The sequence below is a fragment of the Clostridium sp. 2218st1_F5_2218SCRN_220325 genome (assembly GCF_039062665.1).
Taxonomy (GTDB): Bacteria; Bacillota; Clostridia; order Peptostreptococcales; family Peptostreptococcaceae; genus Intestinibacter.
Genome location: NZ_JBCLNH010000005.1, coordinates 116,130 through 136,615 on the forward strand (window position 1 = coordinate 116,130; position 20,486 = coordinate 136,615).

At 31.1% G+C, this 20,486-nt stretch carries 16 protein-coding genes and 1 other RNA gene; 1 reads left to right on the forward strand and 16 read right to left on the reverse strand.

Annotation, left to right across the window (positions count from 1 at the left end; translation table 11 throughout):
* Window positions 1-22: 22 nt before the first annotated feature.
* On the reverse strand, window positions 23-964 hold the full coding sequence (locus ABCM86_RS04830; protein ID WP_295761643.1) for a (4Fe-4S)-binding protein: 942 nt from the start codon (window positions 962-964) through the stop codon (window positions 23-25).
* A 270-nt stretch (window positions 965-1,234) separates the two neighbouring features.
* Here ABCM86_RS04830 and ABCM86_RS04835 point away from each other — a divergent pair, with 270 nt between their 5' ends.
* Complete coding sequence (locus tag ABCM86_RS04835) at window positions 1,235-2,464, forward strand: leucine-rich repeat domain-containing protein (RefSeq protein ID WP_295761646.1); 1,230 nt, start codon at window positions 1,235-1,237, stop codon at window positions 2,462-2,464.
* Window positions 2,465-2,681: 217 nt separating this feature from the next.
* On the opposite strand, the gene ptsP is transcribed toward ABCM86_RS04835, so the two are convergent.
* The 15 genes from ptsP to rnpB form a co-directional block, all read right to left on the reverse strand.
* Window positions 2,682-4,391 (reverse strand): phosphoenolpyruvate--protein phosphotransferase, encoded by a 1,710-nt coding sequence (gene ptsP, locus ABCM86_RS04840; protein ID WP_343003607.1) that lies wholly within the window; start codon window positions 4,389-4,391, stop codon window positions 2,682-2,684.
* A 146-nt stretch (window positions 4,392-4,537) separates the two neighbouring features.
* Complete coding sequence (locus ABCM86_RS04845; RefSeq protein ID WP_007287452.1) at window positions 4,538-4,798, reverse strand: HPr family phosphocarrier protein; 261 nt, start codon at window positions 4,796-4,798, stop codon at window positions 4,538-4,540.
* Window positions 4,799-4,829: 31 nt separating this feature from the next.
* The gene (locus tag ABCM86_RS04850; protein WP_343003608.1) at window positions 4,830-6,062 is read right to left on the reverse strand and encodes a patatin-like phospholipase family protein; all 1,233 of its coding nucleotides are present in this window, start codon (window positions 6,060-6,062) and stop codon (window positions 4,830-4,832) included.
* A gap of 23 nt (window positions 6,063-6,085) precedes the next feature.
* Window positions 6,086-8,029, reverse strand: a complete 1,944-nt coding sequence (locus ABCM86_RS04855; protein WP_343003609.1) for an N-6 DNA methylase — start codon at window positions 8,027-8,029, stop codon at window positions 6,086-6,088.
* Between the two features lie 187 nt (window positions 8,030-8,216).
* Window positions 8,217-8,696, reverse strand: a complete 480-nt coding sequence (locus ABCM86_RS04860; protein ID WP_243269516.1) for a hypothetical protein — start codon at window positions 8,694-8,696, stop codon at window positions 8,217-8,219.
* Complete coding sequence (locus ABCM86_RS04865) at window positions 8,683-9,606, reverse strand: N-acetylmuramoyl-L-alanine amidase (RefSeq protein WP_307993465.1); 924 nt, start codon at window positions 9,604-9,606, stop codon at window positions 8,683-8,685. The genes ABCM86_RS04860 and ABCM86_RS04865 overlap by 14 nt, the downstream gene beginning before the upstream one ends.
* Before the next feature lie 141 nt (window positions 9,607-9,747).
* On the reverse strand, window positions 9,748-10,263 hold the full coding sequence (locus ABCM86_RS04870; protein WP_195928896.1) for an amidase domain-containing protein: 516 nt from the start codon (window positions 10,261-10,263) through the stop codon (window positions 9,748-9,750).
* A gap of 20 nt (window positions 10,264-10,283) precedes the next feature.
* Entirely contained in the window at window positions 10,284-10,943 is a 660-nt protein-coding gene (locus tag ABCM86_RS04875; protein ID WP_195928894.1) for a DUF3298 domain-containing protein, read from the reverse strand.
* A 166-nt stretch (window positions 10,944-11,109) separates the two neighbouring features.
* Window positions 11,110-12,465, reverse strand: a complete 1,356-nt coding sequence (locus ABCM86_RS04880) for an SH3 domain-containing protein (protein WP_307993466.1) — start codon at window positions 12,463-12,465, stop codon at window positions 11,110-11,112.
* 324 nt (window positions 12,466-12,789) lie between these two features.
* On the reverse strand, window positions 12,790-14,328 hold the full coding sequence (murJ, locus tag ABCM86_RS04885; protein ID WP_295677338.1) for a murein biosynthesis integral membrane protein MurJ: 1,539 nt from the start codon (window positions 14,326-14,328) through the stop codon (window positions 12,790-12,792).
* 230 nt (window positions 14,329-14,558) lie between these two features.
* A complete protein-coding gene (locus ABCM86_RS04890; protein ID WP_295733851.1) occupies window positions 14,559-16,553 on the reverse strand; it encodes a sulfatase-like hydrolase/transferase in 1,995 nt (664 codons plus the stop codon).
* 276 nt (window positions 16,554-16,829) lie between these two features.
* A complete protein-coding gene (locus tag ABCM86_RS04895; RefSeq protein ID WP_343003610.1) occupies window positions 16,830-18,185 on the reverse strand; it encodes a L,D-transpeptidase family protein in 1,356 nt (451 codons plus the stop codon).
* 98 nt (window positions 18,186-18,283) lie between these two features.
* On the reverse strand, window positions 18,284-18,721 hold the full coding sequence (locus ABCM86_RS04900; RefSeq protein WP_295677328.1) for a small multi-drug export protein: 438 nt from the start codon (window positions 18,719-18,721) through the stop codon (window positions 18,284-18,286).
* Window positions 18,722-18,887: 166 nt separating this feature from the next.
* Window positions 18,888-19,922, reverse strand: coding sequence for a UDP-glucose 4-epimerase GalE (gene galE, locus ABCM86_RS04905; RefSeq protein WP_343003611.1), 1,035 nt, complete (start codon window positions 19,920-19,922; stop codon window positions 18,888-18,890).
* Window positions 19,923-20,123: 201 nt separating this feature from the next.
* An RNA gene (gene rnpB / locus ABCM86_RS04910) (RNase P RNA component class A) lies at window positions 20,124-20,465 on the reverse strand.
* Between the last annotated feature and the right edge of the window lie 21 nt (window positions 20,466-20,486).

A 20,486-nucleotide genomic window follows, 5' to 3' on the forward strand; every position in this document is an offset into this window, starting at 1 on the left:
ATTTTATTTTATCTATAAACTTTTATTTTGCTAATGCTAATTCTTTGTTTAGTATTTCATCTTTTCTATTTAATAAATCGTCGTCTAAAAGTTGTTCTTCTATATTTTCAAAGCCGATACGTTTTATTATTTCTTCAAAACGCTCACCTTTTATACCTTGATCTTTATATAGTAAGATTGCTTTTTCCATAACGTCTAGAACTTCTTCTTGTGTTTTAAAAATTGTAGTTAGTGGTTTCCCTATAGAGATTTTTTTTCCCCATCTACCACCTATATAAAGTTTGTATCCCGGTGTACCTTCATCGACTACACCAAATGGACATTTTCCGACACAACGTCCGCAATTATTACATATATTTGTGTCTCTAGTTATTTTTTTATCCACAACTTTACATGCATCCATTGGACATACTTGTTCTATTTTACACTTTTTGCATCCTTTACATTTATCTAAGTCATGAGTTGGAATTAATTGACCTACAATCCCCATATCGTTTAGGTCTGGTTTCATGCAGTTATTTGGACATCCGCCTACTGCCATTTTAAATTTATGTGGTAGAGCTACATCATTATAGCCTTCAAAAAATCTATGGTGCATTTCTTCAGATATTGCAAATGAGTCAAGTCTACCGAATTTACAAGTTGTCGCCTTACATGATACAATCGGACGTATTTTCGCCCCTGTCCCACCAGTTTTTAGGCCTTCTTTTGCTATGTAATTTCTAAAATCGTCAATTTTGTCAAATGGTATCCCTTGAACTTCTATAGATAATCTTGTTGTAAATGTTATATTTCCATTTCCAAATAACTCTGCCGCTTCTGCAATACATCTATGTTGAGCTGCAGTTATTTTACCATTGACTGTTAATACTCTTGCTGAAAAATTGTCTGTTCCTTTGTTGTTCAAAAATCCTAGTCCTTTCACTCTTTTCTCTTCTTCTGGGCTAATTGTTAATGATGACATATTTATCCTCCTTAAATAAGTATATTCTCATTTTAATATGTAAATTTATTATTTTGATTGTTTACTTAAATGTCGGGTTTTTATTAAATTATGTCGATACCATTTACATATTTTAATGACTCTCTTATCAATTATTTTATCACTTGAATATCCATTTGAAAAGTGATATTATCTTATCATTATTATATAACAATTATAGGTAAACCAAGCAATTGATGGGTTGCCTATCTTTACTTTATATAAAAAATCAATTATATAAGGAGGAATACAATGCCGATTTTTGATGATTTACATGGAAATTTAAACGACGACTTTTTAGCAGATGATCCAGATAATTTGAAAAATCTATTTATAATAAATAATGCCGTAAGTTGTGTAAACAAAAGTGTTGAAAATGTATATATCCCTAGAAATGTTAAATCTATTCCATATCTAGGATTTTCGGACTGTATAAATTTAAAATCACTTCATCTACCAGACAATATATCTAATGTTGAAAGAGAGGCATTTTCTAATTGCGAATCTTTAAAAGAAATTGTCTTTTTAGGAAGTATGAAAGAACTTAACAAAAAACTTTTTGCTGGGTGTAGCTCACTTTCTGAAGTAATATTTCCAGATATGTTAGAAACTATCTCTGATGAATGTTTTTTAAATTGCACAAATTTGAAATATTTAAGTCTACCAGAAAGTTTAAAAACTATTGGAAAATACGCATTTAAAAATTGTAACAATTTATCTGATATATATTTGTCAGATGATATTGAAAATATAAATGAAGGGGCATTTTTTAAATGTAGCCACTTAAAAAATGTAGCTCTTTCTCCAAAGTTAAAAGTTTTAGATACGTATTTATTTGGATATTGCTCAAATCTAGAAGAAATTGATATTCCAGAAAGTGTGGAACTTATAAACGATTTGGCATTTTTTAATTGTACTGATTTAAAAAATGTGAAATTTTCACCTAATATCTCGTCAATAGGCTCACGAACTTTTTCAATGTGTATGAATTTGAGAGAGGTTGATTTGCCTGATTCAATTTTATCAATAAAACAAGGTGCTTTTTCAAACTGCCTTAAATTAAAAAAAGTCAAACTACCTAAAAATTTAAAATCTATTTCATCTGGAATATTTGCCAACTGCAAATCACTAAAAGAAATTGAACTTCCAGAAAAGGTGACTTACATAAAAAATACAGCATTTTTAGGTTGCACAAATCTAAACAAAATAAAATTAAATCATGGGTTAAAATTTATTGGTTCTAGAGTATTTTGTGACTGCATAAATCTTGAAGAAATAACTCTTCCAGAAACTATCCAAAATATCGAGGAATATGCATTTAGAAGTTGTCTGAATTTGAAAAAAGTTGTTATACCACAGACAATAACATCAATAAGCGAATTTGCTTTTGAAAACTGTCCAAACTTAACAATCTACGGAAAGAAAAATTCGTACGCACATTGGTATGCAAACCAAAACAAAATACCTTTTAGAGTTATGTAAATTTTACAATTTATATTTTAGTTTCCCCAGTCGTAGGAATAAAACCTACCGATTGGGGTGTTTTTATAAAAAATTCATGGCGCAGACGACTTCATTCGTTATTTAAATTAAAAAAGGTGTGAAGCAATATAGAAAATTAGTTTAATCTATATTGCTTTACACCATTAAAAATTTATATATAAATTTTTCGGTAGCTATGTCTATAGCATTTATTTAATTAATGTTTAAAAGTTTCTGCTATAAATGCTTCTATTTCTTGTGCTGTTCCAAGTTCTAACACTTTTTCTGAGAATACTTTCATATCAGCTTGGCTCACAGAGTTTATTAATTTTCTAGCTGGTAATATTGAGATTGGACTCATTGAGAATTCATCAAGACCAAATCCTAATAATATTGGTATCATTCTTTGATCTCCTGCTGCTTCTCCACACATTCCTGCCCATTTACCTTCTTTGTGTGCATTTTCTATAACCATTTTTATTAATCTTAATACTGCTGGATTGAATTGGTTATATAAGTAGCTTATTTTTTGGTTCATTCTGTCTACTGCACAAGTATATTGGATTAAGTCATTTGTTCCTATTGAGAAGAAGTCCACGTGTTTTGCAAGTACGTCTGATATTACTGCTGCTGATGGCACTTCTATCATCATACCAACTTCTACGTCTTTTGAATAAGCTATGTTTTCTTTATCTAACGCTTCTTTTACTTCTTCACATACTGCTTTTGCTTGTAATAATTCTTCTAATGAAGATATCATTGGGAACATTATTCTTAATTTTCCATGAACACTCGCTCTATATAAAGCTCTTAATTGAGTTGTGAATATTTCTTTTCTGTCTAGGCAAAGTCTGATTGCTCTATATCCTAAGAATGGGTTCATCTCTTCGTCCATTTCTAAGTAGTCAAGTTTTTTATCTCCACCTATATCTAAAGTTCTTATTACAACTGGTTTTCCGCTCATTCCTTCAAGTACTGCTTTATAAGCTTCGTATTGTTCGTCTTCTGTTGGGAAGTCTACTCTGTCCATATATAAGAATTCTGTTCTATAAAGTCCAACACCTTCAGCGTCGTTTTTAATTAAACCATCTACATCGTTTGGAGTTCCTATGTTTCCTGCTAATTCAACATGTTTTCCGTCAGTTGTAACAGAGGGTTGTCCTTTTAATAATTCTAATGATTTTTTATAATCTTCGAATTCTTTTTTCATTTGTGAGTATTTAGCTATTGTTTCTTCGTCTGGATTTACTATTACTTCTCCAGTATCTCCGTTAAATACAACAAAGTCCCCGTCTTTTATTTTTTGTGTAGCATCTGTTAGTCCAACTACTGCAGCAACTTCTAAAGTTCTTGCCATTATAGCTGTATGAGAAGTTCTACCACCGATATCAGTTAAGAATCCTAATACTTTCTTTTTGTCCATTGTAGCTGTATCTGATGGAGTTAAGTCGTGTGCAACTAAAACTACTTCATCTTCTAATGCAGCTAAGTCTACTATTTTTACACCTAGTAAGTGTCTTAATATTCTGTTTGTAACGTCTTTTATGTCAGCCGCTCTTTCTCTCATATATTCGTTGTCCATAGCTTCAAACATTCCAACGAACATCTCTTTTATTTCGTTTAGTGCAAAGTCTGCATTGACATTTTCAGTTTTTACTTTGTCCATTGTAGAGCCTAGTAGTTCAGGATCTTCTAAAACTAATAAGTGTGACTCAAATATTTGTGCCTCTTCTTCACCTAATTCAACTTTTGCTTTATCTCTTACTTTTTCAAGTTCAGTTTTTGATATAGCTACTGCCTCGTTTAATCTAGCTATTTCTGTTTCTACGTCTGATATCGATTTCTTTTCTATGACTAATTCATTATGCTCTAATACTAACGCTTTCCCAAGTACTATACCTGGTGATGCTGCTGTTCCTTTAAACATCTTTTTTACTCCTCCTAAAATATACCCTTACTTCTTTTTATTATTTATTATTTTCCATTTTATTTTAACTTCTTTTAGATAGTTTGCAGTTTGATTTTTAAAAACCTGGGTTTCCCCAGGTTTTATATTGTATGTGGCTTTTAATATTATTCACCAAATCCGCTTTCGATTAATTCTACTAATGCGTCAACTGCTGCTGCATCATCTGCACCTTCAGCTTTAACAACTATTTCTTCACCTTGACCTAAACCTAAGCTCATTATTCCCATGATTGATTTAGCATTTACAGTTTTTCCTTTAGCTAATACTTCTACTGTTGAAGTGAATTCAGATGCTTTTTTAACGAACATCCCTGCTGGTCTAGCATGTAATCCTGTTGCATTTTTTATTACTACTGTTTTTTCCATTTTGTACCTCCTAATTAATACACATAAAAACTTATATAGGCATTTTTCTTAAACTTTGATTTTTAAAATCGTTTAGTAGTTTATTTGTTATCGCCTTTTCATTTTTTTCTTTTTTATTTAACAAAATAATGGATTTATTTTCATTATTTTCATAATCGAAATTAATTGAGTCAATTTGTGAATTGACTGAGTCTATAACCTTTGAAAAATCGTATAAATTCAAAACGTCTATATTATTTTCCTCAAGTTTTCTTTCATATATACTGTAAAAAATATCTTTATATGTAAATTCCTTTTCTAAATGAAACATATCCCCAAGTTGTGGTATGATTTCTTCTAATAAAACTCTTAGGCTTGGTTTTCTCCTTATTTTTAAGATCTTGCATATGTATTCTATCGTTTTTATATCTATGTTACTTATCAAATTAAAGCATGTCTCTTCGTCATATATAAAATCTGCATTAAAGAAATACTTCACCCCATCGTATCTTTTAAATACTTTCATTGTATCCATATATCCAAGTTTGAACAATGTCTCCATATGATCTTTGTCCTTGTTTAGAGAACCTCCCAAAACCATCGAAGGTTTTATCACTGTTAGATTTAAATCTACATATTTTTGCAAACTTTTATCTCCTGCGGCATCATTCGATAATCTAATTACTATTATATCATTATATCCTTTATTCGCCAATAACCCAACTGGCGTATTATCTGATAAAAAGCCATCTAGATAACGTTTATCTTCAAATTTATCTAATTGAAATATAGGTAAGCTCGAACTTGCGATTAAATAATCTACCAATTTCCCCTGCGGTATGTCCTCTTTCATCAAGTGTTGTGGGATGATTTTTTTGTCTAAGTATACTGTTACTAATCCAAAATCTTTTGATGAATTTCTTATTTTTTCTTCGTCTATATTTTCTTTTAGTAAATTTTTAAGAGGAGTTATATCTATTCCTTCGTTTTTTCTAGCTTTATTCATAAGACCTATGACTACATTTATATCTTTTGCCTTAAACTCCACATTTTTATATTTTTCATAGAAGTCTTCTTCTATGTCCATAAAACTTTTATAATCCCTATTTAACCAGATGTCTTTCATTATTTCATAGTCCCCCTGGACTATAAATGCTGCATTTAATGCCCCAATTGAAGTTCCAACTACCCCGTCGAACTCGACACCTAATTCTTTTAAAGCTTTATAAGCCCCTAATTGGTAAGCACCTTTAGTGCCTCCCCCTTCTAATACTAAACCTTTCATTTACATCACCTAATTTTTAAGTTTTAATCCAAATTAGTGTCATGATTTAAATTTAAAGATTTTTTAATTATTTCCTCTATTATATTTTCTATGAAATCGATTTTATTTTCAAGGTAATGTTTTTCTTTTAAGAGCGAAATATTTTTGTCTTGTATTTCCATAACGTTTTCACAAGTTGTTATTTTAGTTAAATCGCTTGAAATTACTAATTTTTTTGAAGTACTTTCTAATTCATTTATTATAGATAGTTTTTTTCTTGAGAGGAATATTATTTCTTTTGATAATGACTCTATTTTTTTGTAATTTTCATCTTTAAAAATCTTTAATTTCATAACTCTATTCGGATAATAATCGAATATTTTTTTGCCCATTTCTTTACCTATTATCTTAAAATATTTATCGTATACTTTTGAATTTAATAGCCCGACTAAGTATTCATATGAAAATTCATCTTTGTATTTTTCTTTTATAAAAAATGAATACACATCTGCACTTCCATAGCTATTATCAAAGTCTATCGCAAATCTGTTGTTTCTAGACTTATATGGATACATTATTTTTGTCTGCTCAAATAGGGATTTTTCTCTTCCCCACTGAAGTTCGTACCATTTTCGGCTATTTCGTATACATTCTCTCCTGTTTTGGAGCTTTTGTTTATATGGCATAAAGTAATTATCTATAACAAATGGATGGTCCTGTTCTGTTTTTATGTCGTTTGAATATATCAATTTATAATTTGAATTATCAATTATGTACTTTTCGACATTTGTATTTTTAATCCAGTTTTTTAGTAGATTTTTGTCTATTTTGCTTATATTTTTGTCGTCTTTATTTACGACGAATGCCTTGTCGCAACCTGTGATTATCCCCTGAAAACTCTCACCTATTTCATCTAAAAAATATTGACACTTATTTTGGATTTTGTTATAAAATTCGAATTCTACCTGGTCTAGCATTAACCAATCTTCCCCAAGTGACTCGATATTTACCATGATTTTTTTAAAATTATCTTGTTTTAAATATAATCCTAAGTTGTCTATTTTCTTTATATTGATATTTTCATCTATTATTTTATAGTATTGTATGTATTTATCTTTTTTATTTTTATGCTCAAACACTACGATACAACTTGCAATTCCTAGGCTTGAGAATAAATTCGCACCTAGAAAGTCAACTATATTGTCTATCTTGGCATTGTCTATCATGTATTTTCTAAGATACTTTCCAGATGGACTCTGCATAAAATACCTCGGTGTAATAATCCCTGATTTTCCATCTTCTTTTAATAAATCCAGTATTCTTTTATAAAAGCAAAAATAAAGATCCCCTTTGTTTTTATATACATCACCAAATTCCTTGTATAAAAATTTTTTATATTCGTTGTCTAAAAGCTTTTGACCAATGTATGGCGGGTTGCCGACAATATAGTCAAACTTTTTTATAGAAAAGACTTCGCATAAGTCTGTTTTTAAGCTGTCAGCACAAAGTATATTGAGATTTTTCTCGTATTTATCAAATAAAATCTCGTCTAGCTCGTCCTCACTAATTAGAAATTTATCTTTATAAATTTCGCTAAGCTCATCTTTTAAAATATTCATAATTTGTCTTTTAAATATAAATAATGCATCTTCGTCTGTGTCTACTGCAAAAATGCAGTTTTTTATAATATGCAGACTTATATCTTCTGATGAAATAAAATCTCTTCCATATTTCACCCTTAAATTATCTATATTTTCCAAAAACTTTTTGTGAAGTATTTCATATGCACTTATTAAGAAATTTCCACAGCCACAACACATATCGAGCACCTTTGGATACGGCTCATCTACTACATCGTGTTTTTGTATTGTCTGCTCTAATATATACTCCACAACAACGTATGGCGTATAATAAATCCCCTGATTTTTTCTCTTTTTAATATCTAAATTATTCTCATACCTCTTTGAAACTTCAAAACTTTCTTCCATAGTCGCCCCCCATCAAATAAATTTAAACGAAATCACTACTACTTAAACTAAAAGTTAGTCCTGTAAATAATTATATAGTTATATTTTGATTTCTGCATGTAAAAAAGCCAAATTTAGATTGATTTTTATCTAAATTTGGCTTTAGAGTATTGCTAATTTTATTTGATTTTGTATTTAAGCTAGTTAATTATATCTGGTTATACATACTCTCCCCTAGGATTTCTTCAAACTTGTCGTATGCATTGTGGACAAGCATGTGATAAAGTGTTCTCAATAAGTCTATCGCTACGTCTCCGTTGAAGTCTTGTGATAGTGAGACATAAGGAATTTGGACTAAAAGCTCGTCATTTCTGTTTAGTACAAATTTTTCTACATTATGTATACCGTTTAATTCATTTATTAATTTAATTATTATGTCTTTTTTGGACTCGTCTGCTACTTTCCCGAAAAATATCGTAATTGTAGTGTAGGCAGATTCGTCTAGTATTATGCCTAATAAAAATTTGTTGTTTTTGTATTGTTGTAGTGATCTGAAAAACACCATTTTTTCGTTTTTCACCACATCAAAAATCTGCGACATTTGATTTTTTCTCAAAGATTCTTCAATTAAAATTTTCTTTATTTCTAAATCAGCCATATCTGCACTTCCTTTTTTATTTTTTGGCATCTATATAAGTTAATATCCCTTGTGCTATACCTTTCGCTAATTCATTTTGGTAATTTTCGTCTTTTAAATTTTTCTCCTCACCAGAGTTACTTAAAAATCCACATTGAATATATATAGAAGGCATACTGTTATCTCTCAATACACTCATATTGTATGTATTTGTTCCTCTGTTTTCGGCTTTTACAAACGCTACTATAGAAGTTTGCATAAGACTTGCAAAGTCAGCCGAGCCATTTTTGGAATCTTTGTGGTATATAGTTTCTATTCCTGTGGCTTTTCCTGTAGTCTCAGCAGCCATATGGATAGATACAAATACCTCAGCATTTTGACTTTCTGCTAGAGATTTTCTTTCGTCTGGGCTCATGTAGACATCATCTTGTCTAGAGAGTATTACGTTGATATCTTGTTGTTTGTTTAACTCTTTTGCTACTTTTTTTGCAATTTCTAAGTTTAGTTCTTTTTCTTTTACTTTGTCATTTGTTATATATCCTGTTTCGTTTCCGCCACAACCGGCATCTATAAATACATTGTGTCTAACTTGTAGAGTTGCTTCTTTTTCGTCACCTACGTCGTATTGCTCGTCGGTGTTTACGTTTGAAGTGTCAATGGCTCCACCTGTCAGAGAATTTTTTAGTGATATTACATTTGGCCAAATAGTACTTACGAAATTGTATGTTTTCTTTCCTATAAATCCTACAACAGAAATCAATATGATTAACCCTACTAAAACTATTAGTTGTTTTTTCCTTTTAGTTGATGATTTTTTTCTATGTAAACCTTTTTGTTTTTTGTTTTTTCGCGGTTGTGTAGGCCTTTGTGCCGTCTTTGTCTGCGGTCTTCTATTTTGAGTATTTGTTTTATTACCTTGATTTGAGGTAGTTCTTGGATTATTTGTTCTTTTCTTAGTCACTGAATTCACCTTTCCATTTTAGGTTAAATTTATATGCCCTAAATTAAGTCAATTCTGAGCATATTTTACATTATATATTATAAGGTAATTTTATCATTAAGAAAGGCTTTTTTCAAATATTATTAACAATTTAATCCTCTTTTACTCATAATATCCTAAAATTTTTATATATCGCTTTTCACCTTGTTTTTGGCTAAGAGGAAAGTTGTATAAATCATATGTGTGTTGGCATACTAAGTAGTCGATTAAATACCCTCCATCTAAAATAACATCTGTGATTATCATGTTGTGATATGCTAAGTCATTTTCGTATATAAGTTGTACAATATCTCCTATTTGCAATTCGTTATATGATACTTCCACAGCATATATCCCAAAGTTTTGGGTGTCTTTTGTGTTGTTTTTTGTGATGTATTTGTAAAAAGGCTCGGCGGCTGTCCATGTAGGAGTTCTGTTCATATCGCTATACCAATACCACTGTTTTAATATATCATTTCCATGATGATCAAAAGGTATACCTCCTTCATGTAGACATTGTGACACAAAATTAGTACAGTCCCCTCCCCATTTTTCATAATCTTTGTAGTTTGGGTTTCTGTCTTGTGCCCAATCAGTAGCGTATTTCACCGCCAATTCTCTATTATATCGGACAAACATTTTTTTCACTTCCTCAAAATTTAATATAAAAATATATTTTTCAAAGCATAATCGCTTAGAATATTCTTTATTTTTTTAAATGATATTGTAAATTCAATTAGATTGCAGACTTGACTTGTTAATTCAAAACTCGATATGCAGATTACTAAATCTCTACCATTAAAATAGAAAACTGGATCTTCACATATATAGATAGATTCCATCATCAACTCATATAAATCATAAGTTATGTGGCTTGTATAATTATCCAAAATCTCGTAAATCTCTTCCATTATATAACTTTGGATTATTTTTTCATAATCAACATCTTCTTTAAAAATATCTTCTAAGGTAATCTTTTTCATTAAATCAAAATCGTAATTATAGCTGTAGATATTGCTTATGTCAGTGAGTCCAATAATTTGAGAAAACTCCATAGGAATGCTGACAATATTTCCTCTATTAAATGCAACGTTGTATTCCGAAATAACATTTATATTTCCAATTATTATTTCATCACAATAAGTGTAGATAACCACTTCTTCAAAAATGCTTACCTCGTTTAATATTGATTTATTTACCTCTTGTGCAAATTGTTGAATCTCTTCGCCTTCATCATCCACCTCGATTTTCGGATAATTTAAGAAAAACCTCATATTTTTTACCTTTTTATCTATTAATCCGCTCGTAATATTTACCATACCAATTTCCTCCAATTACCTCTATAATAGTAAATTTTATGAATCAGAAACATAGTATATTCTATAAAACGCAAAAAAGACCACGTAAAACAACTATTCTTTTTATTTCGAATAGAAGTTTTGTGGTCTTCTTCACAATATAATTATTTAATGTAAAAAATATTTATTATCCGATAATTCTTCTAGCAGTTACGTATCCTTTTACGTAATATGAAGAATATAAGTTTTCGTATTTAACACTTTTTCCAGGACTTGGAGCATGGATAAATTGTCCGTTTCCAACGTACATTCCAACGTGGCGTATTCTGTTTGTTCCACTGTTGAAGAATACTAAATCTCCTGGTTGTAAGTTGCTTTTGCTTACATATCTACCGTTTGATGCTTGAGCAGCAGAACTTCTATTAATAGTTATTCCAGCTGCATTTTTGTAGCAGTAGTACATAAGTCCTGAACAGTCAAATGAGTTTGGTCCACTAGCTCCATAAACATATGGTTTACCAACTTGTCTTTTTACCATATTTACAACAGCTTGAACTTTTGCATTTGTGCTTGTTCCTGTATTTGTATTTGTATTTCCTGATGTAGTTCCAGAAGTACTTCCTGAAGTTATACTAGATGAACTTCCTGCTGTTATTGTTAAGTAACTTCCACTAACGCATCCTGTTGTTCCATTAGCTAATTTAACTTCATACCAACCATTGCTGTATTGTTTTAGTATTCCTACTACATTTCCTTTTTTAACACTAGATTTCGCGCTGTAAGATGTAGATGGTCCACTTCTAACGTTTAATGATGTCGCATTAACTTTACCAACTTTAGTTATAGTTGAGTAACTTTGTACTACATAAACACCACTTTGTATATTTGTGTTTGTGTTAGTATTGTTATTAGTTGTTCCACTATTAGTACTTCCTGTTACTTTTACATAAGTTGGTGAAACATATCCTGTTTTTCCTGTAGCAGTTGTAACTTTGTGCCAACCTGTGCTAGCAGTTTCATGTATAGTAACATTGTGTCCTCTTGATAAAGTTGTTACTATAGAGTATGCTGTGCTTGGTCCAGATCTAACATTTAGTGATGATGCAGTAACTGTAGCAGTTTTTTTAGCAGTTGCTGTAGTTGTGTTATTGCTTCCAGTATTTTCAGATACTTGCCCATCAACTTTTATGTATTTGTTGCTTGCATATCCAACTACTCCTGCTGAAGTTTTTATTTTATACCAGCCAGTAGCGCTATCAGTATCAGTTATAGTAACTGATTGGCCATTTTTTAAAGCTCCTACGATTGAGTAAGAAGTAGATGGTCCCTTTCTAATATTTAAAGAACTTGCTGTAACTGTTCCTGTTTTTGATGATATTGTTTGAGTTTTATATAATGAAGTTGTATCTGTATTTTCGTTTTTTGCTGCGTCTGCTGTTGTTGTTTGCCCAGCTAAAGAAACAGATGTTGCAACCATTCCTAGAGCTAATGCTTTTGATAGTGTCGTTTTTGTTTTCTTTTCAGTAAACATGATTTGTGACACTCACCCCCTAATATTATAAATTTTATTTCCTATTTATTCTAACATACTTCAAAACTTTTTTCTACAAAGCCAGGTAATTTATAGTTAGTTTTTGGCTTTTTTGGTAAATTTTTTTACATGTTTTATTCTACTTTTTCTTTTTAATTTAAAGTAGAAACCAAATTTATTCGATTTTAAATTTATTTTAAGTTAAATTCATTTTATTTTTTAATAAATTTACATACACAAATTTAAAACTAAGTTTTTGGCTGTTTAGGGGTATGATTCTTACTTTTCCAAATCAAAATCGTCACTATCAAAGTAATTTATTAAAACTAATATAGTTTATCTAGAGAAGAAGTTTTTTATACTTCCTTCTAAAACTTTAATTTCTTCTACTTTAAATAATTTTATACAAATTGCATATACTACAACTCCTAATAAAATCGCTCCACCTAAAGACGCACATTCTCCTATAAACGATAATCCTAACATTGTAACTAAAGCGTCGTAAGTAAATAATACTACTATCGACATAGCAATTGATGCAATTATAGATTTTATAAGAACTTGTGCTACTGCTCTACCGTTAAATGAGCCGACCTTTTTTCTAAGGCTGAAGAACATCAGAACTACTGTAACCATGTATGAGATACTTGTCGCCATCGCAAGCCCCATATAACTAAATGGTTTTATAAATAATAAGTCTAGTATTATATTTATAATTACAGCGATTGATGAATTTATCATTGGCGTTTTTGTGTCTCCCAATGAGTAAAACCCTCTGCTCAGTATTTCTTTTACTGCATATCCGATTATACCTATTGCATAAAATCTAAGTGCGTTTGAAGTCATAAGAGTTGATTCGTGGCTGAAACTTCCTCTTTCTAATAAAACTCTTACGATCGGCTCTGCTAATAATATCGCTCCGAATACTATCGGTACAACGACTAAGATTATGCAGTTACTCGATTTAACCATTATCTTTTTGAAGTTTGTTATGTCTTTTTCGTTTACAAACTGAGATAATTTCGGATAAATAACAGTAATTAAAGATGTTACGAAAATAGCAACGACAAAGTCGTTAAGTCTTGATGCGTAGTTAAGAGCTGATAATTTACCATCACCTAAAGTACTCGCAAGCGCCTTATCGACATATACATTAAGCTGACTCATCGCAACCCCCATCATCATAGGTATACTTAATTTAATCATTTTGATGATGGATTCGTCTTTTATATTCATATAAAAGCTGTATTTATATCCTCTTTTATACATGCAAGGAAGTAGTATGATAACTTGGACAAAAAGACCTACTAATGCTCCAATCGCCAAGTAATAACTTCCGTATTTTACACTTATAAATATCGCGCCTATTATGATTAAGTTGTAGACAACGCCTACAATTGACGCTGGCAAATAGCTGTCCTTCACTTGTAAGAAGGATGACTGAATCTTGTTTAAAGATAAGAATAATACACCAAACATCATAATACGCAAGAATTTTACTGCTAGTGCGAATTTTTCTCCAGTAAATCCAATCGCAAAGATTTTGATTATTTCGGATGCAAAAATTATCCCTAAGATTGAAACTATTATTGAAAATACTGATAAAATATTTAGTATATTATTTGTAAATTTAAGCGATTCCTCTTCGCCGAGACGCTCTTTCGTGTCGTAGTACATCGGTATGTACATCATGTAAATTACAGAACCGACAATAGATATAATAAGCCCTGGGATATTTAGAGTAAGTACAAATACGTCCGCAACCATACTTGTTCCGTAGAAATTCGCAAGTATTGTCTCTCTTAAAAATCCAAGTACTCTAGATAACAAAGTCGCCACCATAATTATAACTGCATTCTTCGCAGTCCTAGACATCAGCCCCACCTCCTAATAATGTTTGTTTTAAATTTATAATTTAGCAAATTAATATTAAGTTAATTTAAACAAATAAAGGGGATATAAAAATCTCTAAGTATTTTTATATCCCCCACTTATGTTTATAAGTTATAATCAGCTTATTTTATAAATTTTACTAAACCTGTTTCATAGCTTATAATCAGTTTATTTGATAATTTGTGACTTACTTGCTAATTTATTTTATAAAATTATTTGCTAGCTTGTAAATCGCTGTATTTGAAATCTTGTGTCGAACTAAGTACTACACTATTACGTCCAATTTGTTTTATTGATATTGTGTCTAAGTTGTCTATTTTATCGACTTCTAAAGTATTTTCGTCTATGAATTTTTTATCGACTTGTTTGTCGTTTAGGTAAACTCTACTGTTTGTAGTGAAGTTTTCTCCATGTATAATCATTTTATTTCCTTTAGTTTCGATATTGTTGATTACGATGTCTTCTACTCCCATTTTAAGAGTGTTTTTCTTTGCTTTTTCGTCATCATTTATGTAGTATGATTTTCCGAATAAAACATCGTATTCTATAAGGTCTTGCATTTTTGAGAATTCTGGATCATCTTTCATATATGTGTTGAATCTCTCCATTGGACCGTATTTTAACCCTGCTTCTTTAAACATTAATGAACTTAATTCATAAGATTCTATTTCATCTATATCGTATTTTTCTATGTCGAAGTTAGCATAAAATGCAAATGGGGCTTTGTATTTATCTAAATAAAAATCGTCATCTTCAAATATTTTAAGCTTTGGCATATGGTCAGAGTAGAATAAGATTATTGTGTCTTCGTCTCTTTTGTTTACCATATCTACTAGTTCTCCAATAAAGTCGTCAGTTCCTTTTATTTGGTTGACATAGTAGTACATTTGGTTTAGAACTTTTTGGTCTAATGTACCTGATACTTTTATTGGGAAGTCGTAGTTTTCAGCATCTGTAGGATAACTACTGTGACCTTGAACGCTGACTGTATATACCAAGTCTGAGTCTTTTGTAGAATCTAATGCCTTTTCGATATATTTAGTTAAGATTACGTCTTTTACCCATTCTCTTTCGTTTAATTCGTAGTTGCTCATGTATTCTTTTGATGTAAAATCGTCAAATCCAAGTTTTGCATAAGCGTTGTTTCTTCCGTAGAAGTTACCTTGGAAGTTGTGGACTGCATGAGCTTTGTATCCTTCTGATTTTAGTGTTGTTGCTACAGAGTTATAGTATTTACTCTTAAGTATTGTGTTGTATGGGATTTCTCCAGGTGTAAGGTAGTCGATGTTGTTTCCTGTCATAACTTCAAACTCTGTTCTTACTGTTCCTCCTCCTGTTGTCGGAGCACTTGCCATCCCATGAGTAAATGTCTGTGTTAACTTTCTGAAGTTTGGTATTGGGTCTTCGCTGTATTTGATTCCCTTTACTTCAGTAGGATCCATAAACGCCTCAAGCTGAACAAATAGTATGTTTGGCTTTTTGTTGTTTAGTGTTCTGTTGTCGCTTGCTTCAGCCTTGTCCACCTTGTCTTTAATTTCTTGTATCTTAGCTTGTGAGTAGTCGTTTGGTTTTTTTCTGATGTATTTAACGCATGACTCTACAGTTGAATAAGTCAGACCGTTGCATTTATATGATGCAGGTATGTCCCATCTTTTAAATTGCATTATATTTTTTGATTGTTGAGATCTTACTGTTGAGAAAAATCCTATTGATACTATAAATATAAGTACAAAGTTGATTAATTTAAATCTTTTTGTATCACAGTCTAATTTATATAAAAATACTGCAACTGCTATTAAGAATGCTAAACATATCACTGCTATTATTATCATAGTTTTGTTTATGTATTTATCGGCTATTTCCATAGCTTCTCCAATAGAGTATAAATCAGAGAAAGTAAGCGGGATACCTCTAACTTTCATTAAGAAGAAAGTCGTAATTGCTACTCCTAATATTACCATAAAGGAAATAAAATATACCATATATTTTCTTTTTACTAAGAAGAATATAGATGTCAACATAAGTATTAGAAGATAATTAGCCAAAACTACTCCTGGCTTTTCTTTTATCAATGTTATTACATCTTCAAAACTGCCTCTTAGTAGAAATTCAGTTGCAAATACTAGTACTAATCCTCCGATTAACCATAATAAAATTTGATGTATTGTCCTTTTGTCTAACTTAAATATTTCGTTTAATTTCTTCACAACATTCCCCCCCTAAATTGAAATTGTCTTATTTTTATACTCAATACATTGAAATAGTTCGTGTTACTTAATTTATTATAGAACAATAAATTTTAAATTTCAATTAAGTAGGGCGGATAAAACCTTACAATTTACTTACAATTAAAAAAATACTGCCTAATGTAGGTTTGTTTTACGTTAAGCAGTATTTATAACAAAAATAATTATATTCGTATTTTAAAGCATAAACTACAATCCTTTGCTTGGTTTGTAATTTTACTTTGTATTTGTTCTATTTTAGTTTGCAATCTCGCTTTGCATTTGTTCTACGTTTTCTTGTTGTGAAGAATTATCTTCTTTTGAAGAGTTATCTTCATTTTTCACATCGCCATTTGTATTATCTTGATTTGGCGTATTGTCTTCTTTATTTTGATTATTATCTGGGCTTGGTTGGTTATTTTCTGGTTTAGTAGTGTTTTGACTTGGTTTATTAGTAGAATTACTTTCTGAACCTTGGATTAATACTCCATTTGCATCAAATTCATATACAACACCGTCAATTGTTTGTTTTCCAGTAACCATAACACCATCGTCACCTAGATAGTATTTTTTGTTTCCAATTTGAGCCCAGCCAGTGCATAACTTACCAGTTTTCTTGCCGAAGTAGTATTTATGTTGACCGATTGTTTGCCATCCTGTACGTCTAACTCCATCTGTACCTAGATAGTATTTTTCTCCGTCTACTATAACCCAGCCAGTTTGTTTAGCACCATTTGAACCTAAGTAATAAGTCTTGCCACCTATCTTGCTCCATCCTGTATATAATTTACCTGATGTTTTGCTGAAGTAGTAAGTGTTTGAACCGATTTGGCTCCATCCTGTATATAATTTTCCGGTAGTTGTTCCGAAATAGTACTTCTTGCCGTCAATTGTTTGCCATCCAGTTACTTTTACTCCGTTTGTGCCGAAGTAGTATTTACTTCCATTGATGTTTGCCCAACCTTTATATAATTTTCCTGTAGTTGCTCCGAAATAATATTTATTTCCATCGATTGTTTGCCATCCTTTAGCTAATGTACCATCTGGATTTTTATAATATGTTTTCTTGTTTTCTGTGTACCAAGTAGCTTTTAATGTTCCCATATTATAGTATTTCATTATATAATTATCTGATTCACTAGTATTTTTGATTAATACTGTTGTTCCAACTGGGACTTGGTCAAATAACCACTCAACCTCGCTATTGTGCATTCTTACGCATCCTCCAGTTATATTTTTACCTATTGATGATTCATTATTATTCCCATGAATAGCGTAAGTAGTTCCATAAGTTCCGTTGATATTTAGCCCCATCCATCTTTTTCCCAAAGGATTGTTTGGTGCTCCCCCTGGAATATGAGTTTGATAATATGGTCTGTTTTTTATTTTATTTACTATTGTTGTTTTACATTGTGGTGTCGGAGTGCTAAGTTTTCCTGTAGAACATCTAAATGATCTTACTAGAGTATAATTAACGTAATAATTCAACGTATTTTTCTTTGAATTTACAACTATAAGATATTTTGATTCTGCACTACTTATTGGTGCTGTACCAACTAATATAACTACTACTGTAAAAAGTACAATGAAAATTTTCTTGAATGCTTTCTTCATACTCTTACCCCCTCTCTACAAATATATTAGCACCTTTTACCATATTTTACCTTATTTTTCTCTACGAAAATAGGTTAAGATTTTGTTACCATTTTTTGTTAAATTATGTGATAAGAGATTAATGAAACTATAATTCCCGATAAGCAGTTTCCTATGAAAACACCTGCAAACGCCTCTACTATCCTCATTCTAAGAATTGATGCAATCGCCGCAGCCGTCCAAGTCCCCGTTGTTGGAAGTGGTATCCCGACAAATAATATTATTCCAAGCAAAGATGCTGCCTTCATTTTTTTCATACTATTTTCTATTTTTTGATCTATTTTATTTAACAATTTTACGAAAATTTTTTTATCCCTCATAAATTGTACAATATGCCTATAAGTCAAGACTAAAGGCACTGAAACTAATGTCGATCCAGCAACACTCGCTATATAAACTCCAATTGGATTTAAATCTAGCGCCATCCCAATCGGTATAGCTCCTCTAAGCTCTGTTACTGGTATCATTGATAAAATTAAAATTCTTAAATACTCCACGTTTCCTCCTATTGTAGCTAAAAATTTTTATTATAAACGCAAATTGACTAAAAGCCATATATATTATATATCATACTTTTAGTCAATTTTTTATTAATTATATTATAAAGCTTTCTTAAATTTTCTTAATTTATCGATTATAAAATTATTGTGTATATTAGAATTTTTATTTAGCAGTTTGAAGTTTTTTATCTTTATATCCGTTTGGATTTTTACTTTGCCAGTTCCAAGAATCTCTGCACATCTTGTTTACATCGTATTTTGCAATCCATCCTAATTCTTCTTTAGCCTTTGTCGGATTAGCATAACACATAGCTATATCTCCAGGTCTTCTATCTACTATTTTATATGGAATTTGTACATTACTTGCTTTTTCAAACGCCTTTACTAAATCTAAAACGCTGTATCCTGTTCCTGTTCCAAGATTATATGTAACTAATCCTGGCTTTTGGTTTAATTTTTCAAGTGCCTTGACATGGCCATTTGCTAAATCGACAACATGAATATAATCTCTTACACCAGTTCCGTCGTGTGTATCATAATCATTTCCAAACACACTAAGTTGATTTAACTGACCAACTGCTACCTTAGTTATATAAGGCATTAAATTATTTGGAATTCCATTTGGTTCCTCTCCTATAAGACCGCTTTCATGCGCGCCAATTGGATTGAAATATCTAAGTATTGCAACATTAAAATCTTTATTAGCATTGCAGATATCTCTAAGAATCTCTTCTATCATTAATTTTGTTGTTCCATAAGGATTTGTTGTTGAAAGTGGAAAATCTTCCTTTATTGGACAAGTTTTTGGATTGCCATAAACAGTTGCAGATGAGCTAAATACAAATTTATCTACCCCAAACTCCCTCATTAATTTTAATACTGTTAAAGTATTTGTAAGATTGTTATCGTAATAATCTAGTGGCTTTTGGACAGATTCACCAACTGCCTTAAGCGCTGCAAAATGTATTACTGCGTCGATTTTATTCTCCTCAAATACTACTTTAAGTTTTTCGCTATCTCTCGTGTCGATTTCATAAAATTTTACGCGTTTTCCCGTAATCTCCTCAATTCTATCCAATACAATAGAACTACTATTGCATAAATTATCGACAATAACTACTTCATACCCAGCATTGATTAATTCTATGACAGTATGGCTTCCTATGTAACCAGCACCGCCAGTAACTAAAATATTCATTTGTCTTCCCCCCAATGGACTTTATACAGTCAGATTTATAATTACCCCTTTTGCATAAAAGTATCACATTTGGTATGAAACCGCAATAAATTAGATTACTAAATATCTAAACGTCGGTTATGATGTAGTTTTATGTTACAAAATACTATTTTTTGCACAAAAAAACTGCAATTATTAAAATTGCAGTTTTACATTCATGGTTAATTAAGCAAATCTATAAGCGGAGTTCTGTATTTGATAATCATCTTTCTAGGCTTATTGTCACCAATAAGCTCGAGCGGCCTACCTACCGGAGGATGCGAGCAACATCCCTTATGCCCTATCTTGGCCTTGCTCCAGGTGGGGTTTACACGGCTCGACTAGTCACCTAGTCGACGGTGAGCTCTTACCTCGCCTTTTCATCCTTACCACATAAAGTGGCGGTTATTTTCTGTTGCACTTTCCTTAGGATCACTCCCACTAGGCGTTACCTAGCACCCTGCTCTATGGAGCTCCGACTTTCCTCACGCAGCTTGCGCTGCCCGCGATTATCTGGTCTACTTAATCGAATCCTATATTAACACA

Coding starts and splice junctions, on each gene's coding strand:
- ABCM86_RS04830 (WP_295761643.1), bottom strand. CDS start 964: ATGTCATCATTAACAATTAGCCCAGAAGAAGAGAAAAGAGTGAAAGGA.
- ABCM86_RS04835 (WP_295761646.1), top strand. CDS start 1,235: ATGCCGATTTTTGATGATTTACATGGAAATTTAAACGACGACTTTTTA.
- ptsP (WP_343003607.1), bottom strand. CDS start 4,391: ATGTTTAAAGGAACAGCAGCATCACCAGGTATAGTACTTGGGAAAGCG.
- ABCM86_RS04845 (WP_007287452.1), bottom strand. CDS start 4,798: ATGGAAAAAACAGTAGTAATAAAAAATGCAACAGGATTACATGCTAGA.
- ABCM86_RS04850 (WP_343003608.1), bottom strand. CDS start 6,062: ATGAAAGGTTTAGTATTAGAAGGGGGAGGCACTAAAGGTGCTTACCAA.
- ABCM86_RS04855 (WP_343003609.1), bottom strand. CDS start 8,029: ATGGAAGAAAGTTTTGAAGTTTCAAAGAGGTATGAGAATAATTTAGAT.
- ABCM86_RS04860 (WP_243269516.1), bottom strand. CDS start 8,696: ATGCCAAAAAATAAAAAAGGAAGTGCAGATATGGCTGATTTAGAAATA.
- ABCM86_RS04870 (WP_195928896.1), bottom strand. CDS start 10,263: ATGTTTGTCCGATATAATAGAGAATTGGCGGTGAAATACGCTACTGAT.
- ABCM86_RS04875 (WP_195928894.1), bottom strand. CDS start 10,943: ATGGTAAATATTACGAGCGGATTAATAGATAAAAAGGTAAAAAATATG.
- murJ (WP_295677338.1), bottom strand. CDS start 14,328: ATGTCTAGGACTGCGAAGAATGCAGTTATAATTATGGTGGCGACTTTG.
- ABCM86_RS04895 (WP_343003610.1), bottom strand. CDS start 18,185: ATGAAGAAAGCATTCAAGAAAATTTTCATTGTACTTTTTACAGTAGTA.
- galE (WP_343003611.1), bottom strand. CDS start 19,922: ATGAATATTTTAGTTACTGGCGGTGCTGGTTACATAGGAAGCCATACT.